General features: G+C 32.3%; 23 protein-coding genes. 8 read left to right on the forward strand and 15 right to left on the reverse strand.

All coding sequences use genetic code 11. From position 1 onward, the window contains the following. Positions 1-83 precede the first annotated feature (83 nt). The 3 genes from CQA53_RS04960 to rplI all read right to left on the reverse strand — a co-directional run bounded on the left by CQA53_RS04960 (position 84) and on the right by rplI (position 3,501). Entirely contained in the window at positions 84-857 is a 774-nt protein-coding gene (locus CQA53_RS04960; protein ID WP_115542926.1) for an HlyD family secretion protein, read from the reverse strand. A 24-nt stretch (positions 858-881) separates the two neighbouring features. Beyond that, positions 882-2,363 (reverse strand): TolC family protein, encoded by a 1,482-nt coding sequence (locus CQA53_RS04965; protein ID WP_115542927.1) that lies wholly within the window; start codon positions 2,361-2,363, stop codon positions 882-884. A gap of 685 nt (positions 2,364-3,048) precedes the next feature. Continuing rightward, on the reverse strand, positions 3,049-3,501 hold the full coding sequence (gene rplI, locus CQA53_RS04970; protein WP_115542928.1) for a 50S ribosomal protein L9: 453 nt from the start codon (positions 3,499-3,501) through the stop codon (positions 3,049-3,051). A 69-nt stretch (positions 3,502-3,570) separates the two neighbouring features. Here rplI and CQA53_RS04975 point away from each other — a divergent pair, with 69 nt between their 5' ends. Further along, on the forward strand, positions 3,571-4,230 hold the full coding sequence (locus tag CQA53_RS04975) for a M48 metallopeptidase family protein (protein ID WP_220272072.1): 660 nt from the start codon (positions 3,571-3,573) through the stop codon (positions 4,228-4,230). A gap of 153 nt (positions 4,231-4,383) precedes the next feature. After that, positions 4,384-4,851: a DUF4149 domain-containing protein gene (locus CQA53_RS04980; RefSeq protein WP_115542929.1), complete on the forward strand. Its 468-nt coding sequence runs from the start codon at positions 4,384-4,386 to the stop codon at positions 4,849-4,851. 361 nt (positions 4,852-5,212) lie between these two features. Here CQA53_RS04980 and CQA53_RS04985 read toward each other — a convergent pair whose 3' ends face one another. The 5 genes from CQA53_RS04985 to flhA form a co-directional block, all read right to left on the reverse strand. Next, positions 5,213-6,466 carry an aromatic amino acid transport family protein gene (locus tag CQA53_RS04985; RefSeq protein WP_115542930.1) on the reverse strand — a complete coding sequence of 418 codons (1,254 nt, stop codon included), beginning with the start codon at positions 6,464-6,466 and terminating at the stop codon, positions 5,213-5,215. Between the two features lie 49 nt (positions 6,467-6,515). Next, the gene (locus CQA53_RS04990; RefSeq protein WP_115542931.1) at positions 6,516-7,961 is read right to left on the reverse strand and encodes an NAD-dependent succinate-semialdehyde dehydrogenase; all 1,446 of its coding nucleotides are present in this window, start codon (positions 7,959-7,961) and stop codon (positions 6,516-6,518) included. Next, positions 7,958-9,214 carry a 4-aminobutyrate--2-oxoglutarate transaminase gene (gabT, locus tag CQA53_RS04995; protein WP_115542932.1) on the reverse strand — a complete coding sequence of 419 codons (1,257 nt, stop codon included), beginning with the start codon at positions 9,212-9,214 and terminating at the stop codon, positions 7,958-7,960. The genes CQA53_RS04990 and gabT overlap by 4 nt, the downstream gene beginning before the upstream one ends. A 30-nt stretch (positions 9,215-9,244) precedes the next feature. Continuing rightward, positions 9,245-9,448: a YgaP family membrane protein gene (locus CQA53_RS05000; protein WP_115542933.1), complete on the reverse strand. Its 204-nt coding sequence runs from the start codon at positions 9,446-9,448 to the stop codon at positions 9,245-9,247. A gap of 483 nt (positions 9,449-9,931) precedes the next feature. Next, positions 9,932-12,166 (reverse strand): flagellar biosynthesis protein FlhA, encoded by a 2,235-nt coding sequence (flhA, locus tag CQA53_RS05005; protein ID WP_115542934.1) that lies wholly within the window; start codon positions 12,164-12,166, stop codon positions 9,932-9,934. Positions 12,167-12,291: 125 nt separating this feature from the next. On the opposite strand from flhA, the gene rpsO reads away from it, so the two are divergent. The 6 genes from rpsO (at position 12,292) to CQA53_RS05035 (ending at position 19,703) form a co-directional block, all read left to right on the forward strand. Next, positions 12,292-12,567, forward strand: coding sequence for a 30S ribosomal protein S15 (gene rpsO, locus CQA53_RS05010; RefSeq protein ID WP_115542935.1), 276 nt, complete (start codon positions 12,292-12,294; stop codon positions 12,565-12,567). Positions 12,568-12,910: 343 nt separating this feature from the next. Beyond that, complete coding sequence (locus CQA53_RS05015; RefSeq protein WP_115542936.1) at positions 12,911-13,891, forward strand: metallophosphoesterase; 981 nt, start codon at positions 12,911-12,913, stop codon at positions 13,889-13,891. 13 nt (positions 13,892-13,904) lie between these two features. Next, positions 13,905-14,849: a chemotaxis protein gene (locus tag CQA53_RS05020; RefSeq protein ID WP_115542937.1), complete on the forward strand. Its 945-nt coding sequence runs from the start codon at positions 13,905-13,907 to the stop codon at positions 14,847-14,849. Positions 14,850-14,916: 67 nt separating this feature from the next. After that, positions 14,917-17,316, forward strand: a complete 2,400-nt coding sequence (locus tag CQA53_RS05025; protein WP_115542938.1) for a hybrid sensor histidine kinase/response regulator — start codon at positions 14,917-14,919, stop codon at positions 17,314-17,316. A 4-nt stretch (positions 17,317-17,320) separates the two neighbouring features. Further along, entirely contained in the window at positions 17,321-17,827 is a 507-nt protein-coding gene (locus CQA53_RS05030; protein WP_115542939.1) for a chemotaxis protein CheW, read from the forward strand. A gap of 310 nt (positions 17,828-18,137) precedes the next feature. Beyond that, positions 18,138-19,703, forward strand: a complete 1,566-nt coding sequence (locus tag CQA53_RS05035; protein ID WP_115542940.1) for a 2-isopropylmalate synthase — start codon at positions 18,138-18,140, stop codon at positions 19,701-19,703. Positions 19,704-19,837: 134 nt separating this feature from the next. Here CQA53_RS05035 and CQA53_RS05040 read toward each other — a convergent pair whose 3' ends face one another. From CQA53_RS05040 to CQA53_RS05065, 7 genes are all read right to left on the reverse strand, one after another. Beyond that, positions 19,838-20,668 (reverse strand): DNA adenine methylase, encoded by an 831-nt coding sequence (locus tag CQA53_RS05040; RefSeq protein ID WP_115542941.1) that lies wholly within the window; start codon positions 20,666-20,668, stop codon positions 19,838-19,840. After that, positions 20,665-21,168 carry a hypothetical protein gene (locus CQA53_RS05045; RefSeq protein WP_115542942.1) on the reverse strand — a complete coding sequence of 168 codons (504 nt, stop codon included), beginning with the start codon at positions 21,166-21,168 and terminating at the stop codon, positions 20,665-20,667. Before CQA53_RS05045 ends, CQA53_RS05040 begins: the two co-directional genes overlap by 4 nt. After that, complete coding sequence (locus CQA53_RS13115; protein WP_220272073.1) at positions 21,158-21,673, reverse strand: hypothetical protein; 516 nt, start codon at positions 21,671-21,673, stop codon at positions 21,158-21,160. Before CQA53_RS13115 ends, CQA53_RS05045 begins: the two co-directional genes overlap by 11 nt. A gap of 18 nt (positions 21,674-21,691) precedes the next feature. Next, on the reverse strand, positions 21,692-22,237 hold the full coding sequence (locus CQA53_RS13120) for a hypothetical protein (protein ID WP_220272074.1): 546 nt from the start codon (positions 22,235-22,237) through the stop codon (positions 21,692-21,694). Further along, on the reverse strand, positions 22,234-23,157 hold the full coding sequence (gene yhdJ, locus CQA53_RS05055; protein WP_115542943.1) for an adenine-specific DNA-methyltransferase: 924 nt from the start codon (positions 23,155-23,157) through the stop codon (positions 22,234-22,236). The genes CQA53_RS13120 and yhdJ overlap by 4 nt, the downstream gene beginning before the upstream one ends. Next, on the reverse strand, positions 23,147-24,358 hold the full coding sequence (locus CQA53_RS05060; RefSeq protein WP_147289999.1) for a hypothetical protein: 1,212 nt from the start codon (positions 24,356-24,358) through the stop codon (positions 23,147-23,149). The genes yhdJ and CQA53_RS05060 overlap by 11 nt, the downstream gene beginning before the upstream one ends. Before the next feature lie 92 nt (positions 24,359-24,450). After that, on the reverse strand, positions 24,451-25,053 hold the full coding sequence (locus CQA53_RS05065) for a hypothetical protein (protein ID WP_115542945.1): 603 nt from the start codon (positions 25,051-25,053) through the stop codon (positions 24,451-24,453). Positions 25,054-25,090: the final 37 nt, after the last annotated feature.

Genomic DNA, 25,090 nt, shown 5'->3' on the forward strand with positions numbered 1-25,090 from the left:
TTTAAACTCTCTTCTATAATTTCTATGATTTTTATCATAAATTTTTTTGATATGTATGATTTAAGATTCTCAAAATCCTACTATTATCTCTGCAATTTTATTTCGCCATACGAGCCAAGCTTAAGATAGCCATCATTTTCTACATCTATTTTTATTGCATAGACGAGATTTTTGCGTTCATCTTTAGTCATTATTGTCTTTGGGGTAAATTCCGCTTCGCTAGAAATCCAGCTTATCACCCCCTCATACTCTTTATATCCTTCACCATAGTCGCTAAAAATACTCACTTTATCTCCAAGCTTCACTTTGCTTAAATCTGTGTCGATTAAATAAGCTTTAAGACGCAATCTCTTCATATCAGCGATTTTAAAAAGTGCTTTGTTTGGGCTACTTAGTTCGCCATTAAAAGCATATTTTTCTAAAATCGTTCCATCGATTGGTGTACGAATTTCTGCCCTCTGAATCTGGTCATCTAGAATATCTTGTTCCTTGTGCAGTCCTTCAAGTCTAAAATTGGCATTATCAAGATTTTGCTTTGTGCCTGCATTTGCTTTGTATAGTCTCTCTAATCGCTTTTGCTCTATTAAAGCATTTTGTAATTCGACCCCTAACTTTGCCTTTTTAAGTTCAAGCTGGACAGAATCTATCCGCCCAAGTAATGCACCCTTTTGCACTAAATCACCCTCTTTTATATCAAAGTCCAAGATTCTCCCACTTATTTCCGCAGCGATGAGAACTTCATCACTTTCAAAAATCCCCATCGCGTCAAACTCTTGTTTTTTCTCACATGCACTTAAACCTAGCATTATGGCTATCACAAATATTCCAAAAAGTAACTTCTGTGTTCTATTGCCCATTATCTTCCTTTCAAAATAAAATTCTTAATTATGTTCCCAAGAATTAAGAATTTGCTTGATATTATATACTTGCATAAGAAATTCTACTTTTGTATAATTTTGCTGTAATTTTTTGAGGTATAAATTATTCGTATCACTGATAAAATCATTGATAGAAAGAACACCATTTTTTAGTTTGGATTCTTGTGTCCGCACGACTTGCTCTTGTAAAGCAATGATTTTTTCATTATCGCTCATTTGCGTGAGAAGATTTTGTGCAGTTTTTATATGTTGATTAAGCAAAATTTTAGTATTGAGCAAAAATTCCTCTTTTTGTGTATCAAGACGCAATTTTTGATTTCTAATAAGACTGTCTTGCTGATATTTTGTATAAAAATTGCTAAAATCCCAGTTTATTCTAAGCCCCACGATATAATAAGGCTGAAAGCCTCCTTTGAGGAAATTTAATCCCGGATTTGAATACCCACCCTGCAAAAATGCATCAATATAAGGTAATCCTTTTGCTAATTCTAGTTTCTTGTGAGTATCTAGTTCGTTTGCTTTGAGACTAAAAAAGTGCATTTCAGGGCGAAGTGCAAAAAGACTCGAATTAGCCTCTCCAGCTTTTGTGGCAATAGATTCTAAGAAACTTTGCTGCTCTTGAAAATTTGGTATCTCCAACCTTAAATCAAGCAAAGATTCTTGTGTGAGAAAGCCAAGCGTATTTTGCATAATCTTTCGTTGAGATTCTAACTCTTTAGCATTTTTTTGTGCGTTAAGAATCTCGATGCTTAGCTTATCTAAGGCATCTTTACCTATTACACCATTTACATAAAGCACATTGAGATTCTTATAATTTTTCTCTAAATCTCTACTATAAGTCGCATTCTGTGCTATTGAAAAATCCAGCAAAATAATTGTAAAATATGCATTTATAACACTTTGTTGAATCTTATAAAGATTATTTTGCACTTCTTGTTTTTGTGAAGCGTATTGAGCTTTACTTATGTCTTTCTGTGCGAAACTCCCCATATCGAGTAAGGGTTGACTTACCTCAAGTGCAAATTGATATTGGTCACGTGTAAGGGGTGTATAAGTAAAGCCTTGAAAGAGTGGATTACCCATTGACATATTAAATGGAAGTGTGGTTACATCGCTTTGATAGCTTATTTTACTATTAAATCTAAGATGTGGGATAAAGCCCATATTGAGCTTATCTAAAGTGAGATTCAGTGCTTCATCAAGAAGAGTTGATTGTTTCGTTATGGGATAATTTTGCCGTGCAAGGCTCATACATTGCTCAAGATTGATAGCTTTGGAAAATTCTTTGGTTATTTGAGGTGATTCAATAAATCTTGTTTGATTTCTGTCTTTTGTGTGAGTTATCCCATCTGTGATATTTGTCCCATTGGCTAGGACACATTGAAACAATAAGATAAATGTTGCTGTGTTACTTACCTTTGGAAAATTCTGCATAAGATTCTTGAATCTATTTATGAAATACCTCTGTTTAAATATTGTTTTCATATTAACTTCTACTTTCAATTTAATCAAAATACTTCATTAAATGCCTACAATTATAAGACAAGCAATTTAAAGTTTCCATACAATAATAACACATAATTTTTTAAAAGTCAATCAATCGTTTGAATAAACTAATGAAAAATATAGGAATGTTGTTCAAATAAGGGACTTTCAATGATAGTATTTTGCTAAAATCTAATAAGAATCTAGCAAAAATTTTGGCATTATCTGAAACAAATTTGCATATGCAATACGAGTCTCTATTGCCCATAATTGTCAAGTTTCTTTAGAATTAACTATATCTCTATGAAGAAATATCAAAGAAACACAATATGACCAACAGATAGATTGTGTGATTATCAAAAGAATAATTAAAAAGTGTTTTTGCATTCTTGAAGATAGCATATTCTCAAATCAATTTCTAGCAATTCTAATTTCCCCATACTCTTAGATTCATCTATCATTATACATAGATAATTAATTAAATTACATTTGAAGTATAATTTTTATTCTACTCAATAAAAGGATTGGATTATGGTTTTGTAAGATTACTATATACAAAGATTTCTATATAGTAATATACCATTTATAAATTGAACTTTTCAGAGTATTAAAAAAAATATAAAACAAATTTACTTATTAAGAAAACATGCAAGAAAATATCTTGAGATATATTATTAAGAAAGATTTATTTATCTTGTTGTGCAATAATTTCGAGTTTTAAATTGGCACTAAATCCATGTCCAAGTTTTACATTTGCCTGGAAACTACCCAAAGTCTTTATTTGCGGTATATCAAAAGCTTTTTTATCAATTACAATACGATGTGTAGATTCTAAATATTGTGCCACCTCATCTTTTGTAAGCGAACCAAAGAGGTGATTGTTTGCACCAATTTTTTTTGGAATCTGCAATGTAATTTCGTCTAACACTTTTTGCATTTGTTTTGCTTCAGCAATTTCTAATGCTTCTATTTCTGCTTTTTTCTTTTGTTCTGCTTTATATTTATTGAGAACTTCATTTGTAGCGAGTTTTGCAAAACCTTTTGCGATTAAAAAATTTTGTCCATAGCCATCTTTTACTTCTTTAATTTCTCCAGCTTTGCCTAAACTTGCTACATCTTTAACCAATAAAACTTGCATTTGACACCTTTAATGTAATTGTGGTATGATTTTCTCTTGTATTGTATTTTAGCTAAAAAAGGACAATTTTTGCAAGAGTTTTTAGGTGTTAAATTTGAAATCATCATAAATACTCGCACAAAACATGGCTTTGTAAAATACAATCCACATGGATATTTATCCTTTTGTTTCCCAAAGTATATGAAAAACAAAATAAATCTTGCACAAGAATACATTACAAATAATAGTGCAAAAATTCCAAAGATTTTTGAAAAACAGATTCGAAGAGATCATAACTTTCAAAAAAATATTCAAGCATATATACAATCACACCCAAATAAACTTATTGTTTTTGGTATGGAGCATAATATAAACGATTTAAGTATAGAATCTCTTACACAAATGCTCTATACTAAAAGTCTTATGATCATTAATGAATTTGTAGAAATCATGAACCTTCATTACTCTAAGCTTATTATCAGCTATACAAAGGGATATTTAGGGCAGTGCAAGGGTGATATAATCAAGATTGATTATCGTAATGTTTTATGTGAGTTAGATTTATTGAGATATTTAATTGTGCATGAATTATCGCATTTGCGTTATCGCAATCATTCAAAGCAGTTTTGGAATGAAGTTGCAACTTACTATCCGCAGTATAAAATTGCACGAAAAGAGTTAAAAATAGTCGCAAATAGAAATGCAGAGATTCTCAAATATTATGATTTATTGCCAAGTAAATTACATTAAGCTCATAATGATAAATATCAAAAAATACGCTAATGATAATTAAGTTATTAAATTTGCTTTTATACTCTATGACTCAAATTTTATTCATAAAAATAAGAACCATAAATAAAATTTTGATATAATATTGTTCTGAAATTTTTGTTAGGAGTTTATATGACAAAATTCTTTAGAATCATCGATCCACTCTATATTCTTTTACTTGGTATTGGTATTGGTGGCATTATTGCTTGTGGTGCTTTTGCTGCACCGGTTGTATTTCGCATTGGTGATATGATACCAGGACTTGGACCATATGAAGGTGGTATGATTATGGGTGGAATTTTTGTGCGATTAAATATGTATTTGTTGATATTACTTCTTGCGATTATCATTTATGAATTACTAAGTTTTATATATTTGCGTAAAACTATATATTCTATTCTATTACTTTTGGTTGGTATTATCAGCAGTGTTTGTATTGCTCTTTTTGTGTGGTATTATACTCCTTTTATTCTCAATCCTGAGAATCTTGTAAGTGAAAATTTTAGCAGTATGCATGAGCAAAGTGTTTTGTGTTTTAAGATTCTTATGGTATGCTTAGCTATCTTACTTGTATCACGATCATATAAGAAAGATATGTAAGTTTATTATATCCTAATGGTTTAGAGTGAGATATTGAGAAAATGGTAAACTTCTCAGTGAAATACCATATAAAATGGCGACATAGATAGCATAGTTAAAACATATTATGGAGATGGCTTACTTTATTTTAATATTGTATATAAAAATAATGAGCCTATCAATGGCAAATGTAGCAATAGATTCTAATAATTTGTGTTCTTAATGAGGAAAATGGAGGGGATACCGAAAAACTCCAGCGTGATTAGAAATCTATCAATCAAAGAAAAATAATATTTTTTAGAGAGTATTTATAGTATCGAGAAGCCTTGTAAGGCAATAGATTCAAACAAAAATAGCAATCTTATATGGGTAAAGCTAGTTATTATTCCAGAATCTTATCAAGTAAATTATATTTTGCAGCAATACTGAAGATTGTCGCACTCACATATACCACGACAATAGTCAGTTTTACACCAAAGTTTGTGATGAGTTTTGGACATTGCCAAGCGGTCTGCATATCCCCATATTTTCTTGAGTTATTTAAAATTAAAATAGGAAAAATACTCAAAATCAATGCCCCAGCTACTCCAGGATAATAAAGTGCATCAGTGATACTTGTAACGAGATTGAAATACACGAGCAATAAAGGGGGAAGTGCAACGAAAAGTAAAATAACAAAACGAACTTTGAGATTATTATCGGCGTCTTTATTGATTTGGTCAGCTATATTAGTTACAAACATTCCTCCAAGTCCCCAATATGAAGTGAGAATAGCAAACAATCCAAACAGATTAGAAATCCAAAATGCCCACTCTCCAATAGCCTTACCCCATGAGAGTGTAACGACTTCAGAGACATTTTCCAAACCCTCCAAAATAATTGCAGACAGAGGGATAAGAATAAGCATGCAAAATACAATGAAATTCCCCAAAATGATAGCCTTTGGAAGCATTTGAGGCTTATGGGCGAATCCTCTTGCCATTTCAGGGACAATGTATTGTGCAGAATAGACAAACACGACCATACTAAAAATCGGGATTATCGCTTTCCATTCCCAATACATTTCACTTAAATGTCCAAAATCTATCTCGGCTTTGAAAAATGTAGAGATAATAAGCACACATAGAATCCCAAACATAATGCCTACGACTTGCTTTTCACCTCTCCCAATGGCTTTCAGTCCAAGCCAAAGCACGCCCGCAGCGGGGATAAAGAACAAAATACTTCCTAGTTTGTTTGGTATTCCAAACATTGTATTTAAAATATCTCCAGAGGCTTTTTCATATGAAATCAATGCTCCAATAGCCGTAGTAGCCACAGAGATAAACATAATATATTTAGCAATAGGTCCAATATATTTAACTGATAATCCTGTAAGTTGTAAATGTGCCTTTGTGCGAAGTGTAGCTTCAGCGATATAGAGCATTGTGATAGTCGATAGAATCCCACCAATCACAAGCCAAAAAAGCAATGGCACAAATCCCGCTGCTTTTGCACTATATGCTACACTTAAGATTCCAATTCCAATATTTGTCCCAACAAGCATTGCTACCCCCTCTAAAAAAGTCAGTTGCTTTGTTTTTGGGTGTCCTTTAAGCTCAGCAATAAATTCTTGTTTTGCTTCTTTGAGTTTCATGCTACTCCTCATATTTCGATTTGAATAAATTGTTTTATGTATTTTTATCTCATTCCCCAAGATTCACACACAAATACTTAAGTTCTAAATAATCATCGATACCATATTTAGAACCTTCCCTTCCCAGTCCGCTTTGTTTCACACCACCAAATGGAGCGACTTCATTTGAAATAATGCCTGTATTTATTCCCACCATTCCATATTCGAGAGCTTCACTTACGCGAAAGATTCGTGCAGTATCTTTTGTGTAGAGATACGCTGCCAAGCCAAATTCCGTATTATTTGCCATTTTGATAACTTCATCTTCGTTCTCAAATGGAAATAATGGTGCAAGGGGACCAAAGGTTTCTTCCTTAGCCACAGTCATATCACTTGTTACATCTGTCAAAATTGTAGGCTCAAAGAATGTTCCACCTTTTGCATGAATCTTTCCACCGCTTAGAATTTTTGCCCCTTTTGTTGTTGCATCTGCAATATGCTCTTGCACCTTTGCTACTGCATTATCATCGATAAGCGGTCCTTGCGTAATACCTTCTTCTAAGCCATTACCGACCTCCAGTCTTTCTATTTCTATTTTCAATGCGGAAGCGACTTTGTTATATACGCCTTTTTGGACGTAGATTCTATTTGCACACACACAAGTTTGCCCACTATTTCGAAATTTAGATGCAAGTATACCTTTAATCGCATCGCTTACATCAGCATCATCAAAAATAATAAAAGGGGCATTCCCTCCAAGCTCCAAAGAAAGCTTTTTGATTGTATTTGCCCCTTGTTCCATAAGTTTTTTACCAACTTCTGTTGAACCTGTAAAAGTGATTTTTCGCACAATAGAAGATTCACACAAAACTTTGCTGATCATGTTTGCTTTTCCAGTAACAACTTGCAATAAATCCTCTGGGATACCTGCCTGTTGTGCTAAGACAAGTAGGGCGTATGCACTAAGCGGTGTTTGTGTTGCAGGTTTGACTATCATCGAACAACCACATGCAAGTGCTGGTGCAACTTTACGCGTTATCATAGCAGAAGGGAAATTCCATGGAGTAATCGCTCCGCATACACCGATAGGTTGTTTTAACACAAAAAGTTTTTGATTTGGTTGCACAGATTGTAAAATATCGCCATCGATTCGTCGAGATTCTTCAGCAAACCACCGAATGAAGCTTGCTGCATAGCTAATCTCACCTAAGCTTTCTCCTAGCGGCTTACCCATTTCTAATGTGAGGATTTGGGCTAGAATTTGCTTTGATTCTAATATGAGAGCATACCATCGAAGTAGAGTATCTGCCCTCTCATGTGCAAGAATCTTTGCCCATTTTTGCTGTGCGATTTGGGATTTAATGATAATTTGCTCTAATTCACTTTGCGTTATATCATACACGAAAGCAAGAGTTTCATTTGTTGCGGGATTCGAGACAGGAATGAACCCTTCTTTTTTATTGGGCGAGACAAACTTATGGTTTAAAACCCCCAAATGTTGTGTTGATAAACTCATTTTATAGCCTCCACAATGACACTTCTTAGAATCTCTAAAGCTTTGTCAAATTGAGATTCTGGGATAGTGAGTGGATATAAAAAGCGTATGACATTGCCATAGCTTCCACAAGTAAGAAGCAACAATCCTTTTTGCATAGCAAGATCCTGCACTTTTTTAGCAATATCAGCATTTGGTGTGCCATTTTTAAAAAACTCAACTGCCACCATAGAACCGATACCACGCACTTGAGCGATTTCTTTATGTGCTAAACCCAAAAGAAAAGATTGGAGTTTTTCTCCCAAATGATTTGCCCTCTCTAATAAATTTTCTTCTTTGATGATTTTTAACACTTCAAGACCTGCTATTGTGCCAAGTGGGCTACCTGCATAAGTGCCACCTAATCCACCCGGACTTGGAGCATCCATTATGTCTGCCTTCCCTACAATTCCCGAGATAGGGAATCCGCCACCTAAGCTTTTTGCCATACAAACAATATCTGCACTAACATCGTAATATTCCATTGCAAAGAGTTTGCCTGTTCTTCCAAATCCTGTTTGCACCTCATCAGCGATTAAGACAATCCCATATTCGTCTGCAAATTTTCGCAATCTCTCTACAAACTCTTTTGGGGCAGGATTGAACCCTCCTTCTCCTTGCACGGGTTCAAATATAATAGCTGCAACATCATAAGGAGAAATAGAGCTTTTGCAAATATGTTCTAAACTTTTGAGAGAATCTTGCACACTTACACCATGTAGCTCGTTAGGATATAAGCCATGATAGATTCCGACCATTCCAACGCCAATTTCCGCTTTGTAGGGTGTAACTTTTCCTGTCATTCCTACCGCAGCTGATGTTCGTCCGTGAAATGCACCACCAAAAGCGATAACTCCATATCGCTTTGTATGCACTTTTGCGACCTTGATAGCATTCTCTGTGGCTTCTGCTCCTGTGGTAAAAAAACAAGATTTTTTTACACCATTGATTGGAGCAAGTGCATTGATTTTTTCAGCAAGCTCGATATAGCTTTCGTAAGGGCTTATTTGATAGGCGGTATGAGTAAAAGCTTTGAGTTGCTCTTCTACTGCTTTCATCACTCTTGGGTGGCGATGTCCTACATTAAGCACGGCAATACCTGAAGCAAAGTCGATATATTCCTTGCCTTCAGTGTCCCAAATTGTAGCATTTTCTGCTTTTTGCACAAACCAATTACATAATACACCTACACCTTTTGGAGTAGCTTGTTCTTTACGTTTGAGTAAATTGTTCATTGTAATTCCTTTCATGAAATATATCTGAGTTTATAAAACTTTATTTGTATTCTTACGAAATGGGCATTCCCCACCATTTTTACCAATAAATCTATAAAGCGGACAGAATCCATATACTGCTGTAAATAATGGCACAAGAGAAATCAGCCACCACCAGCTATGATTTAAAAAACCAAAATAAAATATAATACCTATTGCAATTAATAGGCGTATTGTTTTATCAATATTTCCCATTATTTTTCCTTTAATATTGAAGTTCTTATTGATTTCATGGTAGCAATTTGTATTGTAGAATTATTAAACAAAATGCTTATGTAAATATAATAAATAATTCTAAAGAATAGAATGAATATGGTTGTTTTTATAACTTTATTTTATTTTTTTACATTTCTACACATTGATATAAGAGGCACAATAATATGTTTATTACTCATTGTATTTTTACGCGAATTAAAATATGTTGGATTATATATGGAATCAATATGTCATTAGATTTCACGATGTTACTTTTATTAAAATTTACTTTTTATCGTATTTGCTGAATTTTTGTTCTGTTTGACTAGAAGAAAGCATTTGGTAATTATAGAATATCTTTTATCATTTTTTTTTGTTTTATGAAATGAAAATATTCTATAATTGCCCTTAGTATGCAGAATATTATCTTTAGTTCATAAAAGTTTCAATTTTATTTTTCTGGATTAGTGTATCTTAGATACTTCATTGGCTATTAAATCCTACATCAATTGTTCCAAGCACCTCAAATGAAGCATTTGGGTCGATTTCTGCATGGCTTAATACAACAACAGAATCCAATTTAAACTGTTCTAATTTTGTGCTTAATGCCAATCTAAGTGGAGGATCAACGACTAGAATAACGGGTGTAATATTTCGTTGCATAATTCTCACACTCTCTTGTTCTACTGCATCGATAAGTTTTTGTGTTTCACTTGTATTCAAAAGGAAGAATTTAGAACCATGTTGATCTTTAAGTTTCCCCAATAAGAAGTGTTCAGAATCTTGTGAAAGTGTAATAAGCTTAAGATTTCCATCTTCTGATTTAAATACATTTGTAATAACACGTGCGAGTTTAGAACGTACATGCTCAACAATTGTGGGAACATCATTTTGCACCATAGGTGCAATATCTGTAATCGTCTCTAAAATGGTTAGCATATCTTTAATTGGAATTCCCTCATGTAATAATGCTTGTAGCACACTGCGGACAATATTTGAAGGCACTTTTTTGGCTTCCTCAATGGCTGCTGGATACTCTTCTTCAAGCCTATCCATGAGTTTTTTCACTTCATCTTTAGTAATAAATTCTTCTGCATATCGCTTGACAAGTTCACTCATGTGCGTTGCAATAACAGTTGACGGATCAATTACAGTATAACCTTGTATAATAGCATCTTCTTTCAAGTTTGCATCAATCCACATTGCATCAAGTCCAAATGCGGGTTCTTTGGTGGGAATCCCATCGATTTCTTTTGCTACCATACCAGTATTCATTGCCAAGAATTTGTCTGGCATGACTTCACCACTTCCAATTTCAATGCCCTTTAAGAAAAACTGATAGGTCGTTGGTCCTATACCTGGGTCATCTGTCATACGAATTTGCGGCATAAGGAATCCATAGTCTCTTGCTATTTTTTTACGAATTCCACGCACTCGTTCCAGTAAATCACCTCCCTGATCTACTGCTGCCAAACGAATAAGATGATAACCAAGATGTAGTTCAAGAAACTCTACTTTAAGAACCTCGTTAATAGCTTTTTCTTCTTCTTTTTTAATTTCTTCTTGAGTTTTTGGAGGACGTTTAGGGGCTTGTTCTTGTAAAATAGTTGGTGTTTGTTGTTTTGCTCCATCGCTAGATTTTTGTGTTTGTTTTGTTTTTGATTTCTTGTTTGTAAAAAATTGTGTAATGCTTGAGAACATCGAATCTCTATTGTCGCGATTAATGAGCCATGCAACAAACCAAAAAATTACAGCAATAACCATTGATGATGCTACACCAAGTGCAAGCGAGAATATGAATAATACGAAGCCTACAATGATCAGTGTTTTGGACTTATCTGCAAGTTGTTTTACAAGGCTATTTGCAAAATTTTCTTCTTCACCTTTCGTCGTTCTTGTGGCGACAATACCTGTGGCAGTAGCAACAATCAATGCTGGAATTTGCCCAACAATCCCATCGCCAATCGTAAGGATTGTAAAAGTTTGTGCTGCATCAACCATGCTCATGTCATCTTGAAAAACACCTATAGCAAATCCGCCCGCAATATTTACAATTGTTATGATAATTGCAGCAATTGCATCACCCTTTACAAATTTACTTGCACCATCCATTGCACCATAAAAGTCAGCTTCTTGTGCTAATTGTTCTCTGCGAGTTTTTGCTTCTTTTTCATCAATTAATCCTGCATTGAGATCCGCATCAATTGCCATTTGCTTACCCGGCATTGCATCAAGAGCAAATCTTGCACGGACTTCTGTAACACGTGTAGAACCATTTGTAATAACAAGCAGATTTACAATAACTAAAATCACAAAGATGATAATTCCAATAACATAATTTCCTCCAGCAACAATAAGTCCAAATTGCTCAACAATTTTGCTTACATGTCCAGCACCTTGACTTCCTTCACTTAAAATCATTCTTGTTGTAGCAACATTCAAAGCCAAACGATATGCTGTTACGAAAAGTAGTAGTGTTGGAAATGTCGAGAAATCCATAGGTTTATTGATGTAAAGTGCAATAAGAATGATTAAGATGGAAAGTGCTATGGAAATAGTAAGAAGTATATCAATAGCCACAGATGGTAATGGAATGACTATTACAGTTAAAATAGCAATAATAAATAGCACAACCCCCAAATCTTTGGACCTACCTAGAAGCTTTAAGAAAGGGAAAGCTTTTTGTCTAATGCTTGTAGTCTGCTCTTTTGTTGCCATAGTATTAATTTTTGCCTTAAATAATGATTTTATAGAAAAAATAACGCTAATTTTACCAAAAATAAAAGAAAATTATGCTAAAATTCATTTTTTTTGAAATTTTACTACCATTTTAGGAGGTCATTATGGCTACAGAATTGGCAAATAAACAAGAGATTATATCTCAATTTGCTCGAAATGATAAAGATACCGGCTCAAGTGAAGTGCAAATAGCACTTCTTACACATAGAATCACAAATCTCACAGAACACTTGAAAAAGAATCCAAAGGATCATTCAAGCAGACTCGGATTACTTAAACTTGTCAGTCAAAGAAAAAGTCTCTTACGATACATTAAAAACACAAAATATGATGTGTATATGAAAACTATCAAGACTCTTAATATTAAAGATAAAGCATAGAAAAACCCTACAAATATTTCGAATATTTTGTAGGGGGGATAACTATTCTCTCCTTATACTAAGAAAAATCTGCAAAATCCAAAAAATCTATCATTTCTATGAATATTTTTATGGTCTTTAGTAAACTTATGTTGTCGATGTGTTATATGGAAAATGGGTTATAGCATTGAAGTATTTTTTTGACTGATAAAAATATTTTCATTCATTAAGTATTTATATCAAATAATTTAGTTGTATTAATATCCTTTTTACCAATTTCCCACAAAGATATTGATGTTTCAATATTCTTTTTTGGTATAATATCTATCTTCAAATTAAGATATTTTATAAAGACTAAAACAAAATGACATTTTTACATGACACAATATTGCAAAATGATGCAATTTTTATTGCAGATTCTCATTTTAAACAAGGAGATAGAGAATTACTTGATTTTTTTGCAAAGATTCCAAAAAACAAGCAAGTTTTCTTAATGGGGGATATTTTTCATTTACTTATAGGTTCAATGCCCACAAGTTGTATGAGTAACCATAGCTTGATTCATGCTATTGCAACATTAAGTCAAACAAATGAAGTAATATTTTTAGAGGGAAATCACGATTTTTTTTTACAGAATATTTGGGATAATAGTAGCAGAGACGATGGTGAGTATATAGTTCATAAAAATTCGCACACTTCCTATAAGGATACTTTGTTAAAAAGCATCGTGTGTGATTCTGATGAGAAAAATTTTCGCTATAAAGATTTAATACAAAATTATACAAATAACGAGTATGGAGATTCTCAAAAGAATTCTAAGAAAAGAGATATTATAGAATCACAAGAAATAAATGACGAATGTTCATTTTGTTCAATTCCAATAAAAATCTATTCATATAATGCACAACCACTCATTATCAAAACTCAAAACAATCATTATTGTATTCTATCTCATGGAGATTTGTGGATTAGCAGTTTTTATCATTTTTATCGACATTTTATTAATAATCCAATAGTATTATTTACTTTTGAGTTTTTAGATAAAATAACTTATGGTATAATATACAAGAGGTTTGCGAATCGCATTAATCATCGATTGATTGCTGAATTTTCATTTTTTCGTTCAGATTTCAATGATTTTTTATCTAAGCGACTTGCAATATACTATGATAACATTATAATGCCACTTATTCAAGAAGGATTTGCACGAGATTCTGATAAGTTTTATATTATTGAGGGACATTTTCATTTGGGGAAAAGCTTGAATAAAGGCAATATTTTTTATAATTCCTTATATTCATCATTTTTTCATAAGAAATATTTTTCATTTAATATGATAGAATAATATGAGGTATAATATGGAGCAAGAAAAGGTGTATAAAACAAAGATTTCATCAAACGAAATAGAATTGGTTGATTTTCGCATTAGCGAAGAAGTTAATGGAGAAATTTATGAGGGCATTTATGGAATTAATGTTGCGAAAGTGCAAGAGATTATCCAAATGCCAGAAACTTTTGACTTACCAGCTAGCCCTGACTATGTTATTGGGGTATTTGATTTGCGTGGAGTGATTATTCCACTAATTGATTTGGCAATTTGGTTGAAGATTAAAGAAAGAGAAGCAAAATTACCATTAAGCAAAAAACGCGTTGTAATTGCAGAATTTAACAATCTTAAAATTGGCTTTTTGGTGCATGAGGCAAAATTAATTCGTCGTATCAGCTGGGATAAAGTTCAAGCTGCACAATTTAGTTCAAATAGTCATAACTTGGAGAGAGGTAAAATTACAGGTACAACGCATATTGAGGATGGGAAAACATTACTTATTCTCGATCTAGAGGGTATTATAGACGATTTAGATTTCTATGCAGATAAAAAGAATAAAAAAGAGCTTCAAGAAGTTAGAAAGAAATTTAGTGGGAATGTCTTGATTGTTGATGATAGCACAATTGCTCGGTCTTTGCTTAAAAAGAATTTGCATAAAATGGGCTTTACTGTGATTGAAGCTCATGACGGTGAAATGGCACTAAATATGCTAAATGAATTTCATAAGGAACATCCTAATATGCTTACATTCTTGCGATTTATTGTGTCTGATATTGAGATGCCAAAAATGGATGGATTCCATTTTGCAGAATCAGTTAAAAATGATGAAAGATTTCAGGCTATTCCTTTGATTTTCAATTCATCAATTTGTGATAAATTTAGCGAACAAAAGGGTAGAGATATAGGGGCAGATGCTTATTTGGTAAAATTTGATGCACAATCTTTTTATGAAGAAATTTCAAAAATTTTAGAATAAGCTTAAATATGTTTATTTTTTATGTTATAATTGTAGCTGGATAAGAGATTAAATATGAGGTGTTATAATGAATGATGATATGCAAGAGATAATGGAAGACTTTTTAATTGAAGCCTTTGAGATGGTCGAGCAACTTGACCAAGATTTGGTAGAATTAGAAGGTAATCCAGAAGATTTAGATTTATTGAATAGAATCTTTAGAGTAGCACATACTATCAAAGGTTCAAGTTCATTTTTGAACTTTGATATTTTAACTCATTTAACGCATAATATGGAAGATGTTTTAAATAAGGCTCGTAGGGGTGAGCTTAAAATAACACCCGACATTATGGATGTTGTTCTAGAATCTATAGATTTAATGAAAGCCCTTTTAAATGTCATTCGAGATAATGGGACGGATGCTAATAGTGGTATTGATGTAAGCGATTGTGTTAAAAAATTACAAGCTATTTCCAATGGGGGTGTTCCAGTCGTAGAAAATGCTACTCCTGCAGAACAAGTAACAGAACCACCAGCACAAGAAAGTACCACAACAACAGACAATCAACAAATTAAAGAAGTAGCAGAGGCACAGCAAAAAGAAGAGCCAGAACCAGACTACTCTAATATGTCTCCAGAACAGGTTGAAGCTGAAATTGCAAGACTCCTTGCAAAACGACAGGAAGAAGATAAAAAAAGACGTGCTGAGAAAAAACAGGAAGGAGCTACTCATGCAACAGCAGGAACTCCCCCAGCAGCTGGTGCATCAGTAGCCCCAACTCCAAATGCACCAAAACCTGCCACAAAACCCGCACAAAAAGCAACAGAAGGGGGACAAAAAGCACCTTCTGTTGCGGTTGAGCCAACTGTTCGCGTTGATGTTAAACGTTTAGATCACTTAATGAATCTTATTGGCGAACTTGTTTTAGGTAAAAATCGCCTTATTAGAATCTATGGCGATGTTGAAGAGAGATACGATGGTGAAAAGTTCTTAGAGGAGCTCAATCAAGTTGTAAGCTCTATTAGCACGGTAACAACGGATTTGCAATTAGCAGTTATGAAGACAAGAATGTTGCCTGTTGGAAAGGTTTTTAGCAAATTTCCAAGAATGGTGCGTGATTTAAGTCGTGAATTAGGAAAAAATATTGAGCTTATTATAAGTGGAGAGGAAACTGAATTAGACAAGTCTATTGTAGAAGAAATTGGTGATCCTCTTATTCACATTATTCGAAATTCTTGTGATCATGGCGTTGAAACCCCAGACATTCGTAAAGCAAATGGTAAAAGTGAGACAGGTAAAGTTGAGCTGAAAGCTTATAATGAAGGTAACCATATTGTTATTGAGATTAAAGATGATGGAAAAGGTTTAAATGCGGATTTTTTAAAGAAAAAAGCTATTGAAAAAGGTTTAATTAGTGAGCGTGATGCAGATCAAATGAGCGAAAAAGAGGCTTTTGGAATTATTTTTAGACCCGGTTTTTCTACTGCTGCACATATTACAAATGTAAGTGGTCGTGGTGTAGGAATGGATGTTGTAAAAACAAATGTGGAGAAACTCAATGGTATCATTGAGATAGATTCTGAACAAGGTGTAGGGACAACACAAAAATTGAAAATTCCCCTCACACTTGCTATTATGCAAGCATTACTTGTTGGAGTGCAAGAAGAATATTATGCAATTCCATTAAGTTCTGTTTTAGAGACAGTGCGTGTATCTCAAGAAGAAATTTATACTGTTGATGGCAAAAGTGTTTTGAGATTGCGCGATGAGGTTTTAAGTCTTGTACGATTAGCAGATATATTTAAAGTAGATTCTGTTTTAGAGAGTTTAAATGAGGTTTATGTTGTTATTATTGGTTTAGCAGAACAAAAGATTGGTGTGATTGTTGATTATTTGATTGGGCAAGAAGAAGTTGTTATTAAATCTTTAGGTTATTATCTTAAAGGAACAGAAGGAATAGCTGGTGCGACTGTTCGTGGTGATGGTAAAATTACTCTTATCGCAGATGTGGCGGCAATGATGGATATGGCAAAAGATGTCAAAGTGAGTGTTAATAATCTTATCACGCAAAGCAACACAGCAAAAGCAAAGCATTCGCCAAGTGATTATATTGTGTTGGCTATTGATGACAGTACAACAGATAGAACAATTATGAAGAAGTGCTTAAAACCGTTAGGTATCACTGTGCTTGAGGCAAGCAACGGGCTAGAGGGATTGGAAATTGTGAAAAGTGGCGATCATGATTTAGATGCGGTGTTAGTAGACATTGAAATGCCACGTATGGATGGTTATACTTTTGCAAGTGAAGTAAGAAAATATAATCGCTTTAAAAATTTACCACTTATTGCTGTAACAAGCAGAACAAGCAAAACGGATAGAATGCGTGGAGTGGAATCTGGTATGACAGAATATATTACAAAGCCTTATACACCTGAATATTTGCTGAATGTTGTGAAAAGAAATATAAATCTACATGCAGGAGAATAGGAAGATGGATAATAATGCATTAAAAGATATTTTTGCAAAACAACAAAAACAAGATGGTGGTGTAAACAACTTGCATAGTGATTCTGAAAATATTGTTCAATTAATTGGGTTTGTTGTAGGTACAGAGGAGTTTGCAGTGCCAATTCTTAATGTAAAAGAAATCATTAAACCAATTGATTTTACTCGAGTGCCTGGCACTCCAAATTATGTTATGGGTGTGTTTAATTTACGCGGAAATGTATATCCTTTGATTAATCTCAGAATGAAATTTAATATTCCACCAACAAAACAAGATAAAGATACGCGTTATCTTGTTGTAAATCATAATGATGAAATTGCTGGTTTTGTTATTGATAAGCTTACAGAAGCAATTCGTATTGATGAAAGTCTTGTTGATCCAATTCCTGATACATTTAACGAGCAAGAAAACTTACTTTATGGTATTGCAAAGCAAGGTGATAGATTGACAACTATTTTGCGTGTTGATAATCTCTTGAAACGTACTTTTTGAGAGAATTTTTAAGTTTTTACTAGGGGATTATAAATTTTAGAGAGGATTTTTGGCTACATGTTTTCTAATACTTTATTATTCAAGTTATTTAATGTGTTCCAATCATTCTTATTATATATTTCTCAATATTTTTTAGCTTTTATATACTTGATACAACGATCATATTCTAAGATTTGGTCCTGTTACCATATTATAATTTTTATTTCTTTATCTATTCGTAAGACTTTCAATCTGTGTGCGTTTGCACACTAATCTTTTAATTAATATTCACTTTTTCTATTATTTATTTCATTTAACAAAGGATAAAACTATGCAAAATAATAAAATTATAATTTTTGATACAACTTTGCGTGATGGTGAACAAAGTCCGGGTGCTTCAATGAATATTGAAGAGAAAGTTGCAGTTGCATTGCAACTTGAGAGGCTTGGTGTAGATGTAATTGAAGCTGGTTTTGCTGCAAGTAGCGAAGGAGATTTTGAATCTATAAGTCAAATCTCCAAACAAGTAAAAACAAGCACGATTTGTTCTCTTTCTCGTTGTGTTGAGAGTGATATTTTGAGAGCAAAAGATTCTCTTCAGTATGCTAAAAAATCACGTATTCATTTATTCCTTGCAACTTCTCCTATCCATATGGAATATAAACTCAAGAAAAAACCAAACGAAGTGTTAGAGCTCGCTATAAGAAGTATTACAATGGCAAAAGAGTTTTGCGATGATATACAATTTAGTTGCGAAGATGCTTGTCGTAGTGATATAGGTTTTTTAAAAGAGATTTCTCTTGGTGCGATTGAAGCAGGAGCAAAAACATTAAATATGCCAGATACAGTTGGGTATCGACTTCCGCATGAAATTGGTAATATAATTGAGGAGCTTTACAAGGTCGTGCAAGATAGAGCTATTCTTTCTGTGCATTGTCATAATGATTTAGGGCAAGCAGTTTCAAATTCTATTTATGGAATCATGAAGGGTGCAAGGCAAGTTGAATGCACAATTAATGGTTTGGGGGAGAGGGCTGGGAACTGTGCTCTTGAAGAAGTTGTAATGATTCTCAAAACTCGTAAAGATATTTTTACTCAATATGGTGGATTAGATACCAATATTCACACAAAAGAAATTTACAGGACAAGTAATTTAGTGAGCGATATTACAGGTATACGTCCTCAACCAAATAAGGCTATTGTTGGTAAAAATGCGTTTAGTCATGAAAGTGGAATCCATCAAGATGGAATCTTAAAGCATAGGGAAACTTATGAGATAATGACACCAAGTGATATAGGAATTATGAATAATGAGAATCTTGTGTTGGGTAAACATAGTGGAAGAGCTGCGTTTAAAGATAAAATTGAACAACTCGGTTATCAGTTAGAATCTTCTATGCTTAATCAGATTTTTGAGAAATTTAAGATTCTTTGCGACCAAAAAAAAGTTGTTTATGATGAAGATTTATTAGCTCTTATTAGTGAGCAAAATAGTTATATTCCACAAGTTTTTACTTTAGAATCTATCCAATGTAGCACCTCAAGTAATGGTTCTCATGTGGCTGCATTGAGTGTGAAACGTGATAATGAACTTTTTAACGATTGTGCTTTAGGGAATGGTTCTGTTGATAGTATATTGCGTGCGATTGAACGCGTATGTAATATTGGTGGGAAACTCCTTGATTATAAAGTAGAATCTGTTACTCGCGGTAAAGATGCGATGGCAAATGTTATGGTCAAAGTTGATTTTGCAGAAAGTGGTAGTCCTGTTATTGGGCATGGGAAAGATCTTGATACCCTTCATGCGACAGCAAAAGCGTATATTAATGCGTTAAATAGTTTTGAACGTATGAAAAAGTTTCTTGGTCCAAAAAATTCTTATAAACAAGGAGTTTAGGCTAAGAAAAATTACAAAAGAAATCAGAGTTTTATAAAGGTATTCCACAAGATTGAGCCAAACATAGAATCTTGATTTGAGATTTATTTTAATATAATTTTGTGATTAAAATCCTGCTCTATGCACTTCTTTAATTATAAATAATTGCTAATGAGCAACTCTTTGCCTTTGCTCGCTCGCCCCTGCTTGTAGTTATTCATACCATATTGCAAATCCCACTCTATCATATAAAAATCCTTGTAGAGATGACGAATATACTCGCTATCATCATAAGTGAGCAAAAATCGATGATTTGTCTTACAAAGCACCCTATGCAAAGCCTCGTGATTGAAGCTTGTATGCAAGATTCCCTTTTTGCCATAGAGTTTGGACTTACTCGCACGATAATAAGGCGGGTCCAAAAACATAAAGACACTATCCCCTTTACGCTTGATAATGCCCTCAAAATCCTCTGCGTGAAATTCAAAATTTGTGATAATGGAATGAGATTCTATGAGCCTATCAATACAACTTTGTGTGAATCTCCCCTCAAATGCCTTTTGCGAATATCCGCCACTATCAACCACACCTGAAAAAGTGATACGATTGAGGATAAAAAAGTCAATCCCTCTCTGCAATGGGCTTAAATCACTATTCCGCCTCGCAATGAGGAAATCATACAAATCCCTTCCGCTCTCAAATTTTTGCCTTAGCTCTTCAACTCCCCTAATGAGATTAATATGATTATTTTGAAGACAATCCCAAAAGCAATAAAGTTCGTAATTTAAGTCATTTGCGATGAGCCTCATACCACTTCGTTGCTGGGCAATATAAAATCCTATCGAACCTCCACCAAAAAAAGGCTCACGATATTCCTTGAAATCATGTGGAATAAATTGCCCTAAGAATTTTATCGCCCTGCTTTTGCCACCGGGATAACGCAAGGGGGATTTTATCGATGGGAGAGTGCGAATCACTTGTGTCATTGTAGATTCTCTAACCAAATAGTAAAATTATTCTTTTGAGATTCGAGATTGAGCGAATGAAGAATACTTTTTTGTTTCTCGTTAAAATTATTATTTTTCATAAAAGTTTCTCTATTTTGTGCTGTATTTGGCAATGTAATACTTGATTTGAGTGTAGTAGAAGTCAAGCGTAAAATCACTCTAAATTCCCTCTTGCCTATAGAATCTTGAAGGATTGAAAGATTATTATAAAGCATAAGTTTAAGCAAACCATCTTTTATATCATCACTTGAGGGCAATATAGAATCTCTACTATGCTTACTCTCAATCAAATACAAAATATTATCTTTTTCTATCACATCATCGATGGTAAAAAAATAATATCCACCCAAATAATTTTCAATGGTAATTTTTGTCTTTTCACCTATACCGATAGATTCTTTTGGCTGAAGCGTAAGAAACTCTCTATTTTGAGCATTTTGTGCATGAATATAACACAAGGAAAATAAATTAAACTCCACCTAATAAATTTAGTTCTAACCTATAATATAAATCAATATCGCAAATAAGGGTGTTAATGGATTTATCATCAAGAAAATCTAACCATTTTATTAATTCATTAATGGTAATAATCTCTTCAATAGCTTGCCTATATCGTTCTTCTATAATTTTCATTCCTTGAGACTTCTTAAAAATATAAGTTTGAAAATCTTTTAAAATTTTTTCTTTAGTTTCCTTTGTCTTCACGACAAAAGTTATAGGAAAATGCAAAACCTTATCAATATCTAAAAGATATTTATCATAATGATTTACTTCTGTAACTTGAAAAAATCTTCCCAAAGGACGCATTACAAAGTCTATTCCTCCATCATTGGCATTTGTCCGTCCTGTTTTATATAGTTCTAAATATCTTTCTTCCAGTTCATCGGGGGTTTTACCAATATAAATTTTCTCATTTTTATAATGATTTTTTAGAATTGCGTAGGCGATAATTTCAAAAATCCTTGCCTCGCATTCTTCTTGCAAAAGATGAACAATAGAATCTCATTTATTTTTATTGTCATTGCTTTTAATGAGCGAATCTAGCAACATAAGTAAATGAGAATCTTTTGCTTTCAATAACTCTATATATTTTTCTATAATTTCTAAAGCAATCTTTGATATATCGTGATTTTCAATATATAAATATTCAATATGTAAAAGATATTTTCCATTATTAACAATAATCAAATCATTATCATATTCTTTGACAATTTTATTTTTAAATTCTCCATTTACTCTTGAGTTTAATGCGTGATTTTGTAATTTCTCACCACCATATAAGGAACGATAGAATCTAAAAAGTTTGGTATATTCATAGCCATCAAAGTTTTTATATTTTCCTTTATCGCTATAAAAATCTTGTGTATAGAAATATAAAATTGCATAAACCGCATAAAGATTAGCTAAACTTCTTCTTGCTTTTGTATTGCTATAAACTGCAGAAGTTTTTAAGTTAATATAGTGCAATAAGGGACTTTGTTGAAAAATTTTTATCGAATCGTCTAAAGTAAAATGTTTTTCTAAAACTTCTTTAACAAAATCTTTCATACAGCATTCTCTCTAAATAAATTTTGAATATTTAATAAATGGTCTTTCTTGGACTTATTAGAGGTTTTACGAATTTTAACTTTTGTCAATTTCTCATTATTGTAAGTATCAGTAACTCTACACCTTCTAAGCCCAATTTTAAAAAACTCTTCATTATTATCTATTCCTATAGTTTTACGCCCTAAATCTGAAGCAACCTTACATGTTGTAAAGCTTCCTGCAAATGGGTCAAGCACAATATCACCCTTATTGCTTGAAGCAAGGATTATGCGATTAAGTAAAGCTTCTGGCTTTTGTGTGGGGTGATTTTCATATTCTATCATTTTATAGCGCACACGACTGAAATCCCATACATTACTTGGAACTTTTGTATGACTATAAGGTTTTGGTGGTGTTTTACGATAATCTATCAATCCTCGTTTTGCCCCTGTTTTTGCTTCTATCAAAATATCATTGACATTAAAAATATAAGATGAATTTTTAGAATGCGTTATCATTAAGATTGGTTCATAGCTCGAACTAAATTTATTTTTTGGTTGCACACCTGATGAATCATAACTCCAAACAATACGATTAATTACAAAATATTTTTCACTTACATAACAATCAAGAAATGGCATATATTGTGTTGAACTCATAAAATACATTGTGCCATTTTGTTTTAAGATTCTCATACATTCATCAATCCAAATCTTGCACCATTCTAAATATTCTCTAGCATTTTCCCAATTATCCTTTGAAACTCCAAAATCTTTACCAATACCATAAGGTGGATCAGCAAAGATTAAATCGACACTTTGAGATTCTATATTCTTAAGAATCTCAAGACTATCGCCTAAAAGCAAAATGGCATCTTGATTATATCGATAACAAAGTGTATCAAAAGTTTTGAATACTTGTTGTAAATAATTAATTTGCATTGAAATAGCCTTTTAAAAATATAAGAATTGTAATCAAAGCTGAAATAAAGCTTATTATACTTGCAATAACAGTAATAGCAGTTTTATATTTTTTAATAAAAACTAGCAATAGCTTTGGGATATTTTTGATATTTTTTTTACATTTTTTCTTTTTATATTGCTTTAATCTTTTTGGATAATTATCCTTTTTTTGTTTACGTTTATTTTTTCTCTCTATTTCCTCTAATTTGTATTGGAACTCCTCTTCTGCTTCTTTTTTACCCTGAAATTTTCCATATTCTATACCTTCTTGATACTTCTTTTCACTTTCAATGGTTTGTAATTTTCTTTGTTCTTCTATCTCATCAGACGAAAGTATTATTTCAAAAAAATCTGCATTCTCAGTATTGGGTTCAAGCTTCATTTTATTTTGAATATCAAGAATTTCTCTACAAAATCTATCTTTATCTCTATCTTTTTTGTAGTTTTCTTCAGCTCTAATGTATTGCTTACTTAAATTTTCCTGCAATATCTCTTTCAAAGCTATTTGAAGATGAAAAATAGGATTAAAACTAATTAATTTTTCCGTCTTCCCTAAAGAAGTTTCTATAAATTCCCACAATCTAGCGGTTATAAAATCAAGATGGCTAGATAAAGGTATAATTTTGCCCTCCATAATATCCTCATGCCAAGCAATACGATTTGTAATATTTGTATTAGTTATCAACATAGCTTTTGAATTAAACAAGTTTTGAGGCTTACTCTGTCTTATCATATTAATATAACTCAATGCTTTAATGCTTTCTGCAATTTCTTCATCAATATCCTTATTCTTATTTATATCGCTTAACATTTGTTTAATATTATTCAATGAATACATACTTTCCAGATTATATTCTTGATGTTTTTCGAGCATATCTTCATAATTTTCAATACTATTTTCTTGATACCTTTGAATTTTCAATTGTTTTTTTAATTGATAAAAAAAGTTACTTTCTTCAGTCTCTATTTCACTTACACTTTCACATATTTCCATTAGATGCACCATAGCTGCAGTAGGCTTATAACTGGCGGTATTACGTTCTTTAATTTGTTTGGCAGTATTAAAAAATTTTCTTATCTCATCTTCCACCATCTCACTATAAAACAATGGCATTAGTAATCTATTTTCATCATATTTGCAAACTAATTTATAAAAATCATCAAATTTTTGTTTATACATTTCTCCATTATATTTCATAGCATGAAAAAGTATTTCTGTATCCAAAAATAAAGTTATTTTATTATTATTTTTTACCTTTTTTATATCATATCTCAATCCTTCATATAAAATAATACCTTTTTTATACCATATCTCAATCCTTCATATAAAATAATACCTTCTTTAATAGTTTGCAATAAATTATAATATCTTTCTTTGTATTTTAATAAGAAATTTGCAAAATGTGCAAAAATTTCTTTATTCTCATTTTTATCTACTTCTTCAAGTAAAAGATAGTGATTAAAAAGCTCTAAAAAATTATCAGGGTATTTATATTTTTTTTCATCTAAAAAATCTTTTAAATTATCACAAAAATTTTTATATTCTATTATGTATTTTTTTATTATATCTTTTATATTATTATCAGTATCAATCTGCTTTACTAGACGATACCTCCCCTCTTTATCTTTATTTAAATACTTTTTCAAATTTTGTAATAAAACTTGCTCAAAAATAGAATCTGGAATCTTATCAAACCCATACTCTATTTTGATTTTTTTACGAATATCCTGCACAGAGAAAGAAATGGTAGAGTAATGAGATGTGATAATATTTTTACAAAAAGCCTCAATAATATCATATTGTGTTTTATTTTGTTCCCTTAAGCTTCTCCAAGTTGCAAGTGAACATATTAGTTGCCTTTCATTATATTCCATTATACTACTACTCCTCTAAATTGAAATTCTACAATTA

The sequence above is a fragment of the Helicobacter didelphidarum genome (assembly GCF_003364195.1).
Classification (GTDB): Bacteria; Campylobacterota; Campylobacteria; order Campylobacterales; family Helicobacteraceae; genus Helicobacter_A; species Helicobacter_A didelphidarum.

Excerpts from the sequence above, each read along its gene's own strand:
- CQA53_RS04960 (WP_115542926.1), bottom strand. The coding sequence starts at position 857 with ATGGGCAATAGAACACAGAAGTTACTTTTTGGAATATTTGTGATAGCC.
- CQA53_RS04965 (WP_115542927.1), bottom strand. The coding sequence starts at position 2,363 with ATGAAAACAATATTTAAACAGAGGTATTTCATAAATAGATTCAAGAAT.
- rplI (WP_115542928.1), bottom strand. The coding sequence starts at position 3,501 with ATGCAAGTTTTATTGGTTAAAGATGTAGCAAGTTTAGGCAAAGCTGGA.
- CQA53_RS04980 (WP_115542929.1), top strand. The coding sequence starts at position 4,384 with ATGACAAAATTCTTTAGAATCATCGATCCACTCTATATTCTTTTACTT.
- CQA53_RS04985 (WP_115542930.1), bottom strand. The coding sequence starts at position 6,466 with ATGAAACTCAAAGAAGCAAAACAAGAATTTATTGCTGAGCTTAAAGGA.
- CQA53_RS04990 (WP_115542931.1), bottom strand. The coding sequence starts at position 7,961 with ATGAGTTTATCAACACAACATTTGGGGGTTTTAAACCATAAGTTTGTC.
- gabT (WP_115542932.1), bottom strand. The coding sequence starts at position 9,214 with ATGAACAATTTACTCAAACGTAAAGAACAAGCTACTCCAAAAGGTGTA.
- CQA53_RS05000 (WP_115542933.1), bottom strand. The coding sequence starts at position 9,448 with ATGGGAAATATTGATAAAACAATACGCCTATTAATTGCAATAGGTATT.
- flhA (WP_115542934.1), bottom strand. The coding sequence starts at position 12,166 with ATGGCAACAAAAGAGCAGACTACAAGCATTAGACAAAAAGCTTTCCCT.
- rpsO (WP_115542935.1), top strand. The coding sequence starts at position 12,292 with ATGGCTACAGAATTGGCAAATAAACAAGAGATTATATCTCAATTTGCT.
- CQA53_RS05015 (WP_115542936.1), top strand. The coding sequence starts at position 12,911 with ATGACATTTTTACATGACACAATATTGCAAAATGATGCAATTTTTATT.
- CQA53_RS05020 (WP_115542937.1), top strand. The coding sequence starts at position 13,905 with ATGGAGCAAGAAAAGGTGTATAAAACAAAGATTTCATCAAACGAAATA.
- CQA53_RS05025 (WP_115542938.1), top strand. The coding sequence starts at position 14,917 with ATGAATGATGATATGCAAGAGATAATGGAAGACTTTTTAATTGAAGCC.
- CQA53_RS05030 (WP_115542939.1), top strand. The coding sequence starts at position 17,321 with ATGGATAATAATGCATTAAAAGATATTTTTGCAAAACAACAAAAACAA.
- CQA53_RS05035 (WP_115542940.1), top strand. The coding sequence starts at position 18,138 with ATGCAAAATAATAAAATTATAATTTTTGATACAACTTTGCGTGATGGT.
- CQA53_RS05040 (WP_115542941.1), bottom strand. The coding sequence starts at position 20,668 with ATGACACAAGTGATTCGCACTCTCCCATCGATAAAATCCCCCTTGCGT.
- CQA53_RS13120 (WP_220272074.1), bottom strand. The coding sequence starts at position 22,237 with ATGAAAGATTTTGTTAAAGAAGTTTTAGAAAAACATTTTACTTTAGAC.
- yhdJ (WP_115542943.1), bottom strand. The coding sequence starts at position 23,157 with ATGCAAATTAATTATTTACAACAAGTATTCAAAACTTTTGATACACTT.
- CQA53_RS05060 (WP_147289999.1), bottom strand. The coding sequence starts at position 24,358 with ATGTATAAACAAAAATTTGATGATTTTTATAAATTAGTTTGCAAATAT.
- CQA53_RS05065 (WP_115542945.1), bottom strand. The coding sequence starts at position 25,053 with ATGGAATATAATGAAAGGCAACTAATATGTTCACTTGCAACTTGGAGA.